This is a genomic window from Xanthomonas sp. NCPPB 2866, assembly GCF_041475745.2.
GTDB classification, from domain to species: Bacteria; Pseudomonadota; Gammaproteobacteria; order Xanthomonadales; family Xanthomonadaceae; genus Xanthomonas; species Xanthomonas arboricola.
This window is the reverse complement of record NZ_CM192975.1, coordinates 2,038,305-2,052,130: the sequence shown is the minus strand read 5'-3', so window position 1 is coordinate 2,052,130 and position 13,826 is coordinate 2,038,305. Positions and strand designations below refer to the sequence as shown.

Genomic DNA, 13,826 nt, shown 5'->3' with positions numbered 1-13,826 from the left:
CCCTACTCGCCTGCCGGTGCGCCGGTGCGACGACGGCGGCGGCGCCGCTTGCGCGGTGCACCTTCCTCGCCTTCGTGATCGGCCTGCGCGGTTTCGATCGCATCGACCAGTTCCTGGCCGGAGGACTTCTGCGCCTCACGCCAGAACTCCACATCGGCGGCGTGATCGGCCGAGGCGAACTGGCGCAACACCAGGAAATCGAACGCGGCGCGGAAACGCGGGTGCGACAAGGTGCGGAACACGCGCTTGCGCTGACGCGAGGAGAAGCGCGTCTGCAGCAGCCAGATTTCCTGCATCGGCAGCGAGAAACGGCGCGGCAGCGCCACGCGCTCGAGCTGATGCAGGGTGACCCGGTCGGCGGCGCGACGCTGCGCGTCTTCCGGCTGCACGCCCTGCGCCTGCAGACCCATCAAGGTGCGGCAGAACGCCGGCCAGAGCAGCAGGGCGAACAGGAACGCCGGCGACACCGGCTCGTCGTTGGCCACGCGCGCATCGGTATTGCGCAGGCCTTCCAGCACCATGGCGCGCAATGCGCCACTGCGGTTGGAGCGCAATGCGGCCGCACTCTCCGGGAACAGCGCACCGAGCAGGCCGTAACGCTCCAGCCCCTCGAAACTGGCCACACCGTGTCCGGACAGGAACAGCTTGAGGATCTCTTCGAACAAGCGCGCCGGCGCGGCCTCGGACAACAGACCGGCCAGGCGCGGGATGGGTTCTGCGGTGCCGGCTTCGATATCGAAGTTCAGCTTGGCCGCCAGACGCACCGCGCGCAGCATGCGCACTGGATCTTCCTGGTAGCGCAGCTCCGGGTCGCCGATCAGCTTCATCAGGCGTGCCTGCACGTCCTCGAAGCCGCCGCAGTAGTCGCGTACCGAGAAATCCTCGATCGCGTAGTACAGCGCGTTGCAGGTGAAGTCGCGACGGATCGCATCGTCTTCGATGGTGCCGTAGACGTTGTCGCGCACCAGCCGGCCGTTATCCAGTTCGCGGTCGCCGCTGCCATCGTCGATGTTGGCGCGGAACGTGGCCACTTCGATGATCTCGCGGCCGAACACCACATGCGCCAGGCGAAAGCGGCGGCCGATCAGGCGACAGTTGCGGAACAGCGCCTTGACTTCTTCCGGCGTGGCGCTGGTGGCCACGTCGAAATCCTTGGGATGGCCGCCGACCAGCAGGTCGCGGACGGCGCCGCCGACCAGGTAGGCACCAAAGCCCGATTCGCGCAGGCGGTACAGCACGCGCAGCGCGTTGGGGCTGATGTCCTTGCGCGAGATGGTGTGCTGATCGCGTGGGATGACGCGCAGCGTGAACGGAGATGTAACTGAGGGTTCGATGATGGCGCTTCCGTCTTGTGTTGCAGGATTGCCCAACGGGTTTTAGCGCACTATACTAGCGCGCTGCACAAGACGCACCAAACGCTCCCTTCGTCTAATGGTTAGGACGTGGCCCTCTCAAGGCTAAAACAGGGGTTCGAGTCCCCTAGGGAGCACCACCGTCGTCTGACTGCAGAACACGCCAAGACCCCGCATTGCGGGGTTTTTGCGTTATTGGGCATGGGTGGTTGCCGCTGGTCGGGTGGATGCGCCTCGATCCCGCCCAGGGTCAGAGAAGCGCAGCTCCCATGGCAACGCCATCGATCCAAGGTGCTGAGATGCGCCGACTGGCTGAGGCTGGTTACGGCGCCGGGCGCTGCGGGTTGCGCCTTGCCGCCGATCGCGCACTTCAGTCCTGCGGCTGCACGTCGTGCAACCTGGCGTGGGCGCATGGGCGTGGCTCTTGCCGATCACCCCAATAAAAAAATCATGTAAGGCCCAATCAACACATAGGCCTGCGCGACCGCGCGTCCGCATCGCCGCAGCGTGCGATCAATCTCGCATTCGCGCGCAGCAACGGCAGATCGACGTGGATGTTTGCATTGCATGGCAACTCCTCACTCGGCGAAGGAAGGAAACGCATCGGCATCGGCACTACTGTCGGTTTCGGCGGTGGCGTCATGGGCATGCAGACTTTCCAGATGGCGCACCGCCACATGGAAGACGGCATGGCGCTCGGCCAGCACCTTGCGCAACCGCCGCGCGGCATCTTCGACATACATCAGGTTGGCGCCATTCAAGCGGGCAAACGCCTGCTCGTCGATGCGCCGTACCGCCGCCTGCACCGGCGTCGCCAGCGCCTGTTCGCACAGGCCGACCAGCTCGCGGATGTCCAAGCGCTGCGCGCATGCGCTCAGCTCCACGCGCACCCGTGCCACGCTGCGCTGGCTATGCGGCGTGGCGTACGAACCGTTGTGTTGCAGCCATTGCGCAACCTCTGCGAGCGGTAACGCATCGCGCCCTTGGTGCTGCTGCAAAAACGCATCGCTCAGCAACTGGCGCGACAAGGCCGCCGAACAGGGACAGGTGGAGGCATACAGCACATCGACCTGCAACTGGATCTCGGTGTGGCCTGCCCTGGATTGCGCATCGATGCGCACCGGATAGGCGCGCCAACCGCTCAGTCCTTCGCTGCGCAGCGCCGGCATCCGCAGCATCAACTCGAAGTTCAGCGCCAGCCGCGCCGCACGGCTGCCGCAATCGGCATGACTGTCGATCATCGCCTGCAGCAGCTGCGACACCATCGCCGGCGACACTGGCTGCTCCAGATGCCGATCCAGCAGGCGGTACAAGCGCGACATGTGGATGCCCTTGAGTTCGGGGCGCGGCAGATCCACCTGCACGCTGGCACGCGCGGCCACGCTGCCGCCGGGCCCGGCATCGGCCAGCCGCAGCGGCACGGCGATGTCCTGCATGCCGACCCAGCGCAGCGGCGCGCTCAGTGGGGAAGGTTCGGTAACGGCAACATCGGGCAGCGTGGCGGACATCGAAAGCTCGTAGAAGGAGATGAGGGCAATCGCGCCTCAGGCGCGACCGGGAAACATCTGGAAGTAATCGTCGATACCGGCATGCAGCATGTGCGCCAGTTCGTCCTGATGCGTATCGCCGCACAGCCGCCGGCAATCGTCGCGATTGCTCATGAAGCCGGTTTCCACCAGCAGCGACGGAATGTCCGGCGACTTCAACACGGCAAAGCCGGCCTGCCCGACCTGGTCCTGATGCAGCCGCGTCACCTGCTGCAGCCGCCCGAGCATCACCTTGCCGAACGCCACGCTGCTGGCGATGGTGCCGCTCAGCGACAGGTCGGCCAGCACCTGCGACAACACCGGGTTGCTTGGCACCCGCAGACGGCGCGTACTGTCGCCCATGTCGTCGGCGGCGTTTTCGCTGTCGGCGATCCAGCGCGCCAATGCAGAGCTGGCGCCGTTCTGCGACAAGGCAAACACCGACGCGCCGCGCGCCTGGCTGCTGGGCGCAGCATCGGCATGGATGGACACGAACAGATCGGCATTGCGGCGATGGGCGATCAACACCCGCTCGTGCAACGCCACGAAGCGATCGTCGCTGCGGATCATGGTCGGCCGGTAACGCGGATCGGCCGCCAGGCGCTGGTGCAGCCGCCCCGCGACCGCCATGGCCACATGCTTCTCGTAGCGCGCATCGGCACTAACCGCGCCGGGATCCTTGCCGCCGTGACCGGCGTCGATGGCGACCACATAGGGATGCAGCCGCGAGCGCGTGGGCGCAGCCGCCGCAACGGTCGGCTCGGTCGGATCGGCTGCGGACAATGACGCAGTGCCGGGCACAGCAGCAAGATCGACCACCAGTGCACCATCCTCCCAGCGCGCCGTGGCTGTCAGCGGCTGCGCCAGATCGAGCACCACGCGCAGCCCATCGCCGTGCGAGCCGCTACGGATGGCGACGACCGCGAGATCGTCAGGCAATGGATCGATCTGCGGTGGTTGCGTCGAAACGCCCGGCAGGTCGATGACCAAGCGCGCTGGATTGGACAGGCTGAAGCTGCGGTAGGCGACCTGCGTACTCAATGCGAGCCGAAGTCGCAGTCCCGCGCCCTGACGCTGCAGATTGCAACTGCGCAGCAGCGGCTGCGGCTGCGCGTGGACCAGGTGCGGCGACAGCACCAAGGCGGCACTGACGGCGTGCAACACCTCCCGCCGCCTCATCGAGCCAACCCCGGAGGATCGACGTGGCCACCGCGCCACTTCGAGCACGGACGGTTCGGCATGGTGACCAGGCAAACGACACTCTGCGGCAAGGAACGCGACACGGCGTGACCGGACGAACGATGGATGAAGTGTTATAAAGTAACAATTGTTGCGCAAAATCAAGCCCGCCGTGCCCCGCCACTGCCCTCACGTTCACTTTTACCGAAGAGCGCCACGATGTCCCTCGCCATCCCCGACAGCTATACCGCCTGGCGCCACTGCATCGAAGTCGACTGCGCCCAGCCACTGACCGCCCCTTTCATCACCCAACGAATCGCCAGCCTGCGCGATCTGAGCGACCACCACACCCAGCAGTTCTTGCGTCGTTGGGGCGAATCTCATCACCGGCGAGTGATTGGATGGTTTGAACGTGCCGGTGGCGAACTCGAGCCGAGCCGCTAAATAGCGCGCGCGCTCCAGCACTGCACATCACGCCTGACCGGATAGGTCCAGGTAACAGCGGATGCGGTCGACTGTTCCTCGCTGATCTGCGGACGGTATGCCGCAGCGATTTTCTGCGACAAACAATCAACAAAATCTGCCATTCAACACGTAACGTATAAGCGCCTGAATCGCAGGCGGAGTTGCCCCATGCAGGGGGAAGGCAAAATCATGAAGAACGCAAAAACCTGGCCTATGGCTTTTTGTTTAATCGTCGGACTCTTCGCATCGAGCGCGGCGATGGCTGATTGCTGTCCCAGTGGCGGCATCGGCGCGCCCGCCGTCGGGCTTGGCGATAGCAATCCCAAGGCAGCCAACCTCGCTATGGACTCCTCGCTTGCCATCTACGAGTTCCATCGTGATGGCGTGACATATTTGCAAATCAACGACGTCACCGGTGTGGTCCACGCTGTCGTCGCCCGGGTGGATGACGCTCTATGGACCCTACCAATGGGCAAGGATGTGGATCGCGTTGTATTGCCTAAGAAAAATAAAATCTCCTCAGCTCCAAGCCTGAGCGAGCTGACTGCAAACGATGCAGCCCAGCTCAATCAAGCCCAACTTGTCTATAAGACAAGAAACTTCACAGTGCTCACACGGCGCGGAGCAACTGGGGATCAGTGGATCGTGTCTCCCTGACCAGTACGGGATTGGCTTCAGCCACCAGGAATGTCAGAACCAATGCATGGCGGCGATGAAACATGCCGCCATGCGCTTTCAATCTTGCTTTCAGTTCTGCTTCTACGTCATTCGAGTCGCGCCGTACCGCGTCAACCGATGAGGAATCAGCAATAACACGCACTGCAACACCACGCGTCTCCCTCGCTATCCATGCACGCACCTGGATGAAATGCCTACCAGCCGGAGGCAGAATCTCGACGCAATTGAGCACACTGCGATAGGCACTTAACTGTAGCTCCAAAGACAGGCTCCTACAGTCGCCACGAAACACACATTGGAACTTGGAAGCGCAGAAGCGCTCAAGCGCCGGCGAACATAGCGCTTGATACAACCCATGCGTTTCTATTTCCAACGGATACAATGCAGCCACATATTGCTGCAACAGCTGCGATTCGATAACACCCACTCGTGTCATCTCCATCGCAACCGAATGCTGCCCTTTTGCTCTCAAATCGGCCACCACATCTTTGCGCATCCGATTGATCTGCACATTGATGTCGGAGTATTCAAGCACGCGATTGCGCAACAGGCGCTCGGCGCTGGCGTAACTTGCGCGACCAAAGGTATAAATATCATCCTTCGACTGATTCGATATACCGCCGCGGGCAGGCTCACGCAGACGGGCGTTGAAGACAAACAGAATCGTCGTCACAAACGCATAAAGCAGTTGGATATTGAAAACAGCCTGATCAAAGAACCCGAGCTGATACACCTTAGGCATCGAGAACTCAAGCGCAAAGCTTGCCAACAGCGCCCCTAAGGCATTCCCTCTCCACCCATGCCTGAAAGTCAGTACCACCATCGGTACGAGCATCGCGACCATCAAAACGTTTCGAATCGATGGATCATTCAGGACACTAAGAGTGAAGAAGAAGCTGAGGACAACAACCACAGCGACACCAACATCCCGCGGAAAACTGGAACGCACAGGGCTCTCATTCCAATTGGCCCACAACATTACCGGCAACAACAGGGTGAGCACGCCGAGATAGCTGCCCGCCCCATATCGCAACAGCAGGTCTATTACAGGGTAGATCGGCGGCCCACCGAGCAGCCCATTCAATAACAGGCTGCATAACGCATTCCAAAGCGCTAGCGCGAGAGCCGCGGGGACAAGCCACTGCTCCCGCTTGACGATGTAAGGAGCGCGGTAACGCAGTAGTCCAATCGCACAGGCGATCAAGGGCGCGTGCAATAGGGGGCTCAAATACGACCAGAGCGGGCTGAACCCCTGAAGCTCGCCCAAAGGAATCCGCAGGAACAACATCGCTGCGGCGTCCCCCGCCAACAGAAACGGCCACTCCCGATAAGGTCGATAGAGCAAGGTAACAACCCGCAAACCAACTGGTAGGTACCACTGATCAAGGGAAAAACGCCAAAGCATCAGAAACACCAGGCAGTAGCACACGCTGATCAGCATGCCCCTGACAAGCTCTTTAGCTACCGCCATACCACCACTCCTTGGTTCCACGATTCGCCCTAGTCTGGAGGGAAACTGCCTGGTGGAGTATAGCGGTGGCGCACAATTTGCAAAAAGAGCCGGTGCCCTCCCAGGCGGTTATCGCCGTTGAAGACGCGCATTGCACTTTAGTGGTGCGTTGGGCCACATGGGAATCAGGTCGCCTGACACAGCACAGGCCGGAGCAGCAGGCAGTCACGAGACGACGCATGCACCCAATCCAGCCCGACGATGATAGCCAGCGCGATTGGGGCGTCTGCAGCGATGCAGGCATGCGAGACATCGGCAAGGTCCCGGCAAGACCATTAACGAACAAGGCCGCGCAGTGCGCGGCCTTGTTCGTCTTCCATGCCGATATCCGCATAACGGGGAGATCAGCCCTCCATCTGCTCCAGCTCCTTGCCCTTGGTCTCGTAGACGTACTTGAGCACGAAGAACACCGAGATGAAGGCGGCGACGGTGTAGATGCCGTACGCGCCGGCCAGGCCGATGCTGCCGAGCAGGATCGGGAAGCTGACGGTGATGGCGAAGTTGGAGGTCCACTGCGCGGCGCCGGCAATGGCCAGGCCCGAGCCGCGGATCTGGTTCGGGAACATCTCGCCCAGCATCACCCACATCACCGGGCCCCACGAGGCATTGAAGAACACCACGTAGACGTTGGCGGCCACCAGCGCGAGCATGCCCATGGCATCGGACATGGCGAGCTTGCCGTTGGGGTCCAGCGAGGCGGTGGCGAAGGCATAGGTCACCAGGGCCAGCGAGACCGCCATGCCGGCCGAGCCGATCCACAGCAACGGCTTGCGGCCGATCTTGTCGACCAGCATCACCGTGACCAGGCAGGCGCCGATGCTCAGGCCGCCGGAGAGCACGTTGATCAGCAGTGCGTCCTGCTCGGAGAAGCCCACCGCCTGCCACAGCACCGCGCCGTAATAGAACACCACGTTGATGCCGACCAGTTGCTGGAACACCGCCAGGCCCACGCCGATCCAGACGATCGGGCGGATCTTGCCGGTGGCCTTGTTGATGAGGTCGGAGAACTTGGGCTTGTGCTGGTCGGCCGACATCGAGGCCGAGATCTCGGCCAGCTTGGTCTGCGCGGCGGCGTTGCCGTATAGCCGCTTCAACACCACCAGCGCCTGCTCGCGGCGGCCCTTGACCACCAGGTAGCGCGGGCTTTCCGGGATGACCAGCAACAGCAACAGGAACAGCAGCGAGGGAACCGCCTGCATCCAGAACATCCAGCGCCAGGCGGCCTGCCCGGCCCATAGCGGCTCGGTGGAGGCACCGGCGGCGTTGGCCAGCAGGTAGTTGCTCAGGAATGCGCAAAACAGCCCGCTGATGATGGCGATCTGCTGCATCGTGGCGAGCCGGCCGCGATAGCGCGCGGAGGCGACCTCGGCGATGTAGGCCGGCGAGATGACGCTGGCGGCGCCCACCGCAAAGCCGCCCATCACACGAGCGAAGATGAAGAAGCCGGAACTGTGCGAGGCACCGGCGCCAATGGCCGAGAGCAGGAACAGTGCCGCCGAAATGATCAGGACCGCGCGGCGGCCCCAGCGGTCGGCCAGACGGCCGGCAAAGAAGGCGCCGATGGCGCAGCCCAGCAGCATCGAGGCGACTTCGAACCCGGTCTCGGCGGCACTGGAATTGAAGGTCTGCTTCAGGCCGTCGACAGTGCCGTTGATCACACCGCTATCGAAACCGAACAAAAAACCGCCGATCGTGGCTACGCAACTGATCAAGACGATAAAACGGGTGTTCTCACCGGCATCGGGGGCGCCGTTTACGGAGACACTGGACATGGATTCACCTGGAAGCATGCAAGGGAGCGGCCACAGGGGCGGCCGACATCGGCCGGCGACGCGCAGTGCGCCGCCGGCCACGGGACATCAACGGGTCAGATACTGGTTGATCAGGTTCTCGTAGGCTTCCTGACGGCCGCTGAGCTGCTTGGGTTCGTTGCCGGCGGCGTACTTGGCCAGATCCACCAGCGTGCTGCTGCCGTTGGCGAAGTCCGCGCCCGCGCCGCTGTCGAAGCTGGCGTAGCGCTCGGCGCGCCACTGCTCCAGCGGCGAGGAGGTCAGCAGCGCATTAGCCACTTCCAGCCCGCGTGCGAACGCGTCCATGCCGCCGATATGCGCCAGGAACAGATCCTGCGGGTCGGACGACTCGCGGCGCACCTTGGCATCGAAGTTCAGCCCGCCCGGTGCCAGCCCGCCCTGACGCAGCACCACCAGCATCGCGCCGACGGTGTCGTACAGGTCGGTCGGGAACTGGTCGGTATCCCAGCCGTTCTGCGGGTTGCCGCGGTTGGCATCGATGCTGCCGAGCAGGCCAGCGTCGGATGCCACCTGCAGGTCGTGCTCGAAGCTGTGGCCCGACAGCGTGGCGTGGTTGGCTTCGATGTTCAGCTTGAAGTCCTGGTCCAGGCCGTGCTGACGCAGGAAGCCGATCACCGTGGCGCTGTCGAAGTCGTACTGGTGCTTCATCGGCTCCATCGGCTTGGGCTCGATCAGGAAGTTGCCGGTGAAGCCGATCGCGCGGCCGTAGTCGCGTGCCAGGGTCAAGAAGCGCGCCATGTTGTCCTGCTCGCGCTTCATCTGGGTGTTGTGCAGGCAGGCATAGCCTTCGCGGCCGCCCCAGAACACGTAGTTCTCGCCGCCCAGCTCGACGGTGGCATCAATCGCGGCCTTGACCTGCACCGCCGCACGCGCGACGACATTGAAGTCCGGATTGGTCGACGCACCATTCATGTAGCGCGGGTGCGAGAACAGGTTGGCGGTGCCCCACAACAGCTTGACGCCGGTATCGGCCTGGCGCTGCTTGGCGATGCCGACCATGTGCTTGAGGTTGCTCTGGTACTCGCCGATGTCGTCGGCATCGGGCGACAGATCGATGTCGTGGAAGCAGTAGTACGGCACGCCGAGCTTGGTGAAGAACTCGAACGCGGCATCGGCCTTGGCTTCGGCGCGGTTCAACGCGGTGTTGCCGATATCCCACGGGTACGCGCGCGTGCCCGGGCCGAACGGATCGGCGCCGTTGCCGCAGAAGCTGTGCCAGTAGGCCACGGCAAAGCGCAGATGCTCGGCCATGGTCTTGTCGCCGACCTGCTTGTTGGCGTCGTAGACCTTGAACGCCAGCGGGTTGTCCGAGTCGCGGCCTTCGAAGCCGATCTTGCCGATACCGGGGAAATATTCCTTGGCGCCGATGTAGACGGTGTTGCTCATGGGGTGGAATGTCCTTGCTGCTGGGGGAGTTGTAGAAAGCGTGTCGATCAGCCGGCGTAAAGCGGGCTGACCACATGCAGGTGCTTGAGGAAGTGCTGGTAGTGCTGCTGATACTGGGCCACGCGCTGCGGATCCGGGCGCGCCGACAGGCTGTCGTCGACCTGCAGATGCTCCAGCACCACATCCGACAACGCGTGCGTAGCGCCGTCATCGCGATCACAGGCCCACAAGGCCTGCAGCGCGGCACCGAAGGCAGCGCCTTCGGGCTGGGTCGGCACCACGACCTGCAGGTTGAAGATATCGGCCACCATCTGCCGCCATTGCGCGCTCTTGCTGCCGCCGCCGGTGAGCAGGATGGTGTCGAACTGCAGACCTGCGGCAACGAATGCATCGAAGCCGTTGCGCAGGCTATAGGTCGCCCCTTCCATCGCGGCGCGGTAGAAATGCGCCGGGGTGGTGTTGTGCAGGTCCATGCCGAACAGGCAGCCGCGGGCGGCCGGCAAGTCCGGGGTGCGCTCGCCGTTGAAGAACGGCAGCAGCACCAGCCCATCGGCGCCCGGCGTGGTACTCGCGATCAAGGCGTCGGTCTGCTCGCGGGTGATCGAGAACATGCGCATCACCGCCTCGGTGGCGACGGTGCAGTTCATGGTGCAGATCAGCGGCAGCCAGCCGCCGCTGGACGAACAGAACGCGGCCCAGCGTGCCTCGTCGTCCACCACCGGGTGGTCGGCGTAGGCGAACAAGGTGCCCGAGGTACCCAGGCTCATGGTCAGGCGCCCCGGCACCACGTTGCCGGTGCCGATGGCGGCCATCATGTTGTCGCCGCCGCCGGTGGTGACACGCACGCCGGCCGGCAGATTCAAGGCATCGGCGGCTGCGTCGGACAAGGCATAGACCGCGCCGGTCTCCACCAGCGGCGGCAGTGCCTCGCGCAGGTCGCGCTGCGCATCCACCGCGCCGAGCATGCGCTCGGACCACTGCCGCGTGCGCACGTCCAGCCAGCCGGTGCCGGAGGCATCGCCGACTTCGGCAAAGCGCTCGCCGGTGAGCCAGAAGTTCACGTAGTCGTGCGGCAGCATCACCGTGGTCATCGCCGCATACGCCTCGGGGCGATGCTTGCGCGTCCACGGCAGCTTGGAGGCGGTGTAGCCGGCCATGATCGGATTGCCGGCGGTGGCCACGCTGCCTGCGGCGCCGCCCACCGCATCCATGATTTCCTCGCATTCCAGTGCGGTGCTGGTATCGCACCACAGCTTCACCGGTGCGGTGACGCTGCCATCGGCGGCCACCGGCACGAAACCGTGCTGCTGGCCGGAGACCGAGATGCCACGCACCTGCGCACGCTGCTCGCCATCGAGCTGCGCGAAGCAATGCACGATGCCGTCGATCCACCACTGCGCCTGTTGCTCGCGGGTGCCGTCGTCGCGGCTGATCAGTTCCATCGGCGCGGCGATCGTGGCGACCACGGCGCGCTCCTGTGGGTCGTAGGCCACTAGCTTGACGCTCTGCGTGCCCACATCCAATCCTACGTACAAGCTCATTGCGTCACCAATCGGTTGTTGTTGAGGCCCACCTGCCGGGTGCGGCCGGCACCCAGTTCCAGGTCCAGGGTCTGCCCTGCGTAAGACAGTTGATAGCGCCCGCCCCGCTCGCTGTGCACGCGTGCCTGCTGCAGGCGGCCGCCCTCCCACTGCAGGTCCACGCTGGCACCGCCGCGCACGCGCAATCCACGCACACTGCCGCGCGGCCATGCCTTGGGCAAGGCAGGCAGCAGGAACACGCTGCCGCCCCAGCTTTGCAGCAGCATTTCGGTGATGCCGGCGGTGCCGCCGAAGTTGCCGTCGATCTGGAACGGCGGATGCGCGTCGAACAGATTCGGGTAGGTGCGCTCGGGCGAGATCAGCAGTTGCAGGATGCGGTAGGCATGCTCGCCATCGGCCAGCCGTGCCCACAGATTCAGCCGCCAGCCGATGCCCCAGCCGGTGGCGTTGTCGCCGCGCGTTTCCAGCGTGCGCTTGGCTGCGGCGGCAAGCTCGGGCGTATCGCGCAGATTGATCTGGCTCGAAGGATGCAAGGCATAAAGATGCGAGACGTGGCGGTGATGGATCTCCGGCGCCTGCATGTCCCAGTCCTGTTGCCACTCCTGCAATTGCCCCGCCTTGCCGATGCGGTTGGGCGGCAACTGCTCGCGCAGGGTGCTCAGTTGTTGCGCGAAGGCGTCGTCGACCTTGAGCAGCTTGCTCATCGCGATGCATTGGGCGAACAGATCGCGCAGCAGCTGCGCATCCATGGTGGGGCCGGCACACAGCGCGGCGTTGAACGGATGCTGGTTTTCCGGCGACATCGACGGGTTGGTCACCATCGCGCCAGTCTGCGGATCGCGCACCAGCGTGGCGACGAAGAACTCCGCCGCGCCCTTGAACAAAGGGTAGATCCTGCCCAGATAGGCACGGTCGCGGCCGTAATCCCAGCGATCCCATAGCTGCTGCAACAGCCAGACGCCACCCATCGGCCACAGGCTCCACTTGGCGCCATCGATCGGCCCGGCCTGGCGCCACAGATCGGTGTTGTTGTGCACCACCCAACCCGGTGCGTCGTACATCGCACGTGCGGTGTGCGCGCCGGTCTTGGCCAGATCGAACAACATGGATTCCAGCGGTTCGACGCACTCGTGCAGCGCGTTGGCCTCGCTGGGCCAGTAGTTCATCTCGGTGTTGATGTTGATGGTGTACTTGCTTTCCCACGGCGGCTGCATCAGGTCGTTCCAGATGCCCTGCAGATTGGCCGGCTGGGTGCCGGGCCGCGAGCTGCAGATCAGCAGATAACGGCCGAACTGGTGATACAACGCGGCCAGCGCCGGGTCGTTGCCCTGCGCAAAACGCTGCACGCGCTCGTCGGTGGGCAGTGCCGCCGCCTCGCTAGTGCCCAGATCGATCGCCACGCGCCGGAACAGCCGCTGGTGATCGGCCAGATGCGCACGCAGCAGTGCGGCATAGTCCAGCTTGCCGGCCTTCTGCATGCTTGCTGCGGTCAATGCCAACGGATCGCCATCGACTGCATCAAAGCGTTGGTAGCTGGTGGCGGCGGTGAGCAGCAGCACCACTTCATCGGCGGCCTCGATGCGCAGGCGGTCACGCAGCCCGCTGAGCGTGCCGCCCTTGACCTGCGGCAGCACGCGCAAGGCAAAACGCAGCTTGCCGTCGATGCCCGCGAAGCTGCCGTTGCGGCCGCTGAACAGCAGCCCGTCCTGCTCCACCGTGACCGCGCCGGTCTGCGGGCTGTCGATGCCCACGCGCAAGGAAATCGCGCGTGGCCGATCGCAGGACAGGCGCACTACGATGCATTGCGACTGCGCCGACACGAACACTTCGCGCTTGTGCACAGCACCGCCGGAGCGGAACGTGGTGGTGGCGACGCCGGTATCCAGATCGAGCTGGCGGCGATACTCGCTGATGCCGTCGGCACGATCGAAATCCAGCAACAGATCGCCCAGCGGTTGATACGGCATCTGCTTGAGCGGACGCGAGAGCATCTTCGCGTCGGCCAGGGTTTCGGCTTCGGCATAGCGCCCGGCAAACACGAGCGCGCGCACCTGTGGCAAGGCCGCCAGCGCGTCGGGGCTGGTGGCATCGTACGGGCCACCTGCGTACAGCGTGTCCTCGTTGAGTTGCAGGCGCTCGTGGGCAATGCCGCCCCACACCATCGCGCCCAGCCGGCCGTTGCCGACCGGCAGCGCCTGCACCCACTCGTTGGCCGGTTCGCGGTACCACAGCTGCAAGGCATCGCCCGCAGCAACGGCAGGCAGCGATTGCTCGCCGGCAGCCTTGGCCGGCGCAGCAATGGCGGACGCAGCCGGCGCAGCGCCCAGCGCCGCGAGTGCGGCACCGGTTGCCTTGCAGACTTCCCTGCGGGTCAGCAC

10 protein-coding genes and 1 tRNA gene are annotated in these 13,826 nt (G+C 64.1%); 3 read left to right on the top strand and 8 right to left on the bottom strand.

Features of this window, described 5'->3' with window-relative positions; all coding sequences use genetic code 11:
- Positions 1-2: 2 nt before the first annotated feature.
- Entirely contained in the window at positions 3-1,370 is a 1,368-nt protein-coding gene (gene pcnB, locus ACCQ04_RS08905) for a polynucleotide adenylyltransferase PcnB (RefSeq protein WP_024939771.1), read from the bottom strand.
- A gap of 47 nt (positions 1,371-1,417) precedes the next feature.
- Between pcnB and ACCQ04_RS08900 the strand changes: the two genes are divergently transcribed.
- Positions 1,418-1,492: transfer RNA gene (locus ACCQ04_RS08900), tRNA-Glu, on the top strand.
- 438 nt (positions 1,493-1,930) lie between these two features.
- Here ACCQ04_RS08900 and folE2 read toward each other — a convergent pair.
- Together folE2 and ACCQ04_RS08890 are read right to left on the bottom strand one after the other, a co-directional pair.
- Positions 1,931-2,860: a GTP cyclohydrolase FolE2 gene (gene folE2, locus ACCQ04_RS08895; protein WP_226427745.1), complete on the bottom strand. Its 930-nt coding sequence runs from the start codon at positions 2,858-2,860 to the stop codon at positions 1,931-1,933.
- Positions 2,861-2,896: 36 nt separating this feature from the next.
- Positions 2,897-4,057 (bottom strand): N-acetylmuramoyl-L-alanine amidase, encoded by a 1,161-nt coding sequence (locus ACCQ04_RS08890; protein WP_226427744.1) that lies wholly within the window; start codon positions 4,055-4,057, stop codon positions 2,897-2,899.
- A 219-nt stretch (positions 4,058-4,276) separates the two neighbouring features.
- Between ACCQ04_RS08890 and ACCQ04_RS08885 the strand changes: the two genes are divergently transcribed.
- Positions 4,277-4,501, top strand: coding sequence for a hypothetical protein (locus ACCQ04_RS08885; RefSeq protein ID WP_049818154.1), 225 nt, complete (start codon positions 4,277-4,279; stop codon positions 4,499-4,501).
- 189 nt (positions 4,502-4,690) lie between these two features.
- Positions 4,691-5,179 (top strand): hypothetical protein, encoded by a 489-nt coding sequence (locus ACCQ04_RS08880; RefSeq protein WP_166761891.1) that lies wholly within the window; start codon positions 4,691-4,693, stop codon positions 5,177-5,179.
- On the opposite strand, the gene ACCQ04_RS08875 is transcribed toward ACCQ04_RS08880, so the two are convergent.
- The 5 genes from ACCQ04_RS08875 to ACCQ04_RS08855 form a co-directional block, all read right to left on the bottom strand.
- Positions 5,133-6,671: an MASE1 domain-containing protein gene (locus ACCQ04_RS08875; protein WP_065032301.1), complete on the bottom strand. Its 1,539-nt coding sequence runs from the start codon at positions 6,669-6,671 to the stop codon at positions 5,133-5,135. The genes ACCQ04_RS08880 and ACCQ04_RS08875 overlap by 47 nt on opposite strands.
- Before the next feature lie 383 nt (positions 6,672-7,054).
- Positions 7,055-8,482 (bottom strand): sugar porter family MFS transporter, encoded by a 1,428-nt coding sequence (locus ACCQ04_RS08870; protein WP_016904374.1) that lies wholly within the window; start codon positions 8,480-8,482, stop codon positions 7,055-7,057.
- Positions 8,483-8,569: 87 nt separating this feature from the next.
- Positions 8,570-9,907, bottom strand: a complete 1,338-nt coding sequence (xylA, locus tag ACCQ04_RS08865) for a xylose isomerase (protein ID WP_054591108.1) — start codon at positions 9,905-9,907, stop codon at positions 8,570-8,572.
- 47 nt (positions 9,908-9,954) lie between these two features.
- Positions 9,955-11,448 (bottom strand): xylulokinase, encoded by a 1,494-nt coding sequence (gene xylB / locus ACCQ04_RS08860; RefSeq protein WP_024939776.1) that lies wholly within the window; start codon positions 11,446-11,448, stop codon positions 9,955-9,957.
- The gene (locus ACCQ04_RS08855) at positions 11,445-13,826 is read right to left on the bottom strand and encodes a glycoside hydrolase family 95 protein (protein ID WP_226426412.1); all 2,382 of its coding nucleotides are present in this window, start codon (positions 13,824-13,826) and stop codon (positions 11,445-11,447) included. The genes xylB and ACCQ04_RS08855 overlap by 4 nt, the downstream gene beginning before the upstream one ends.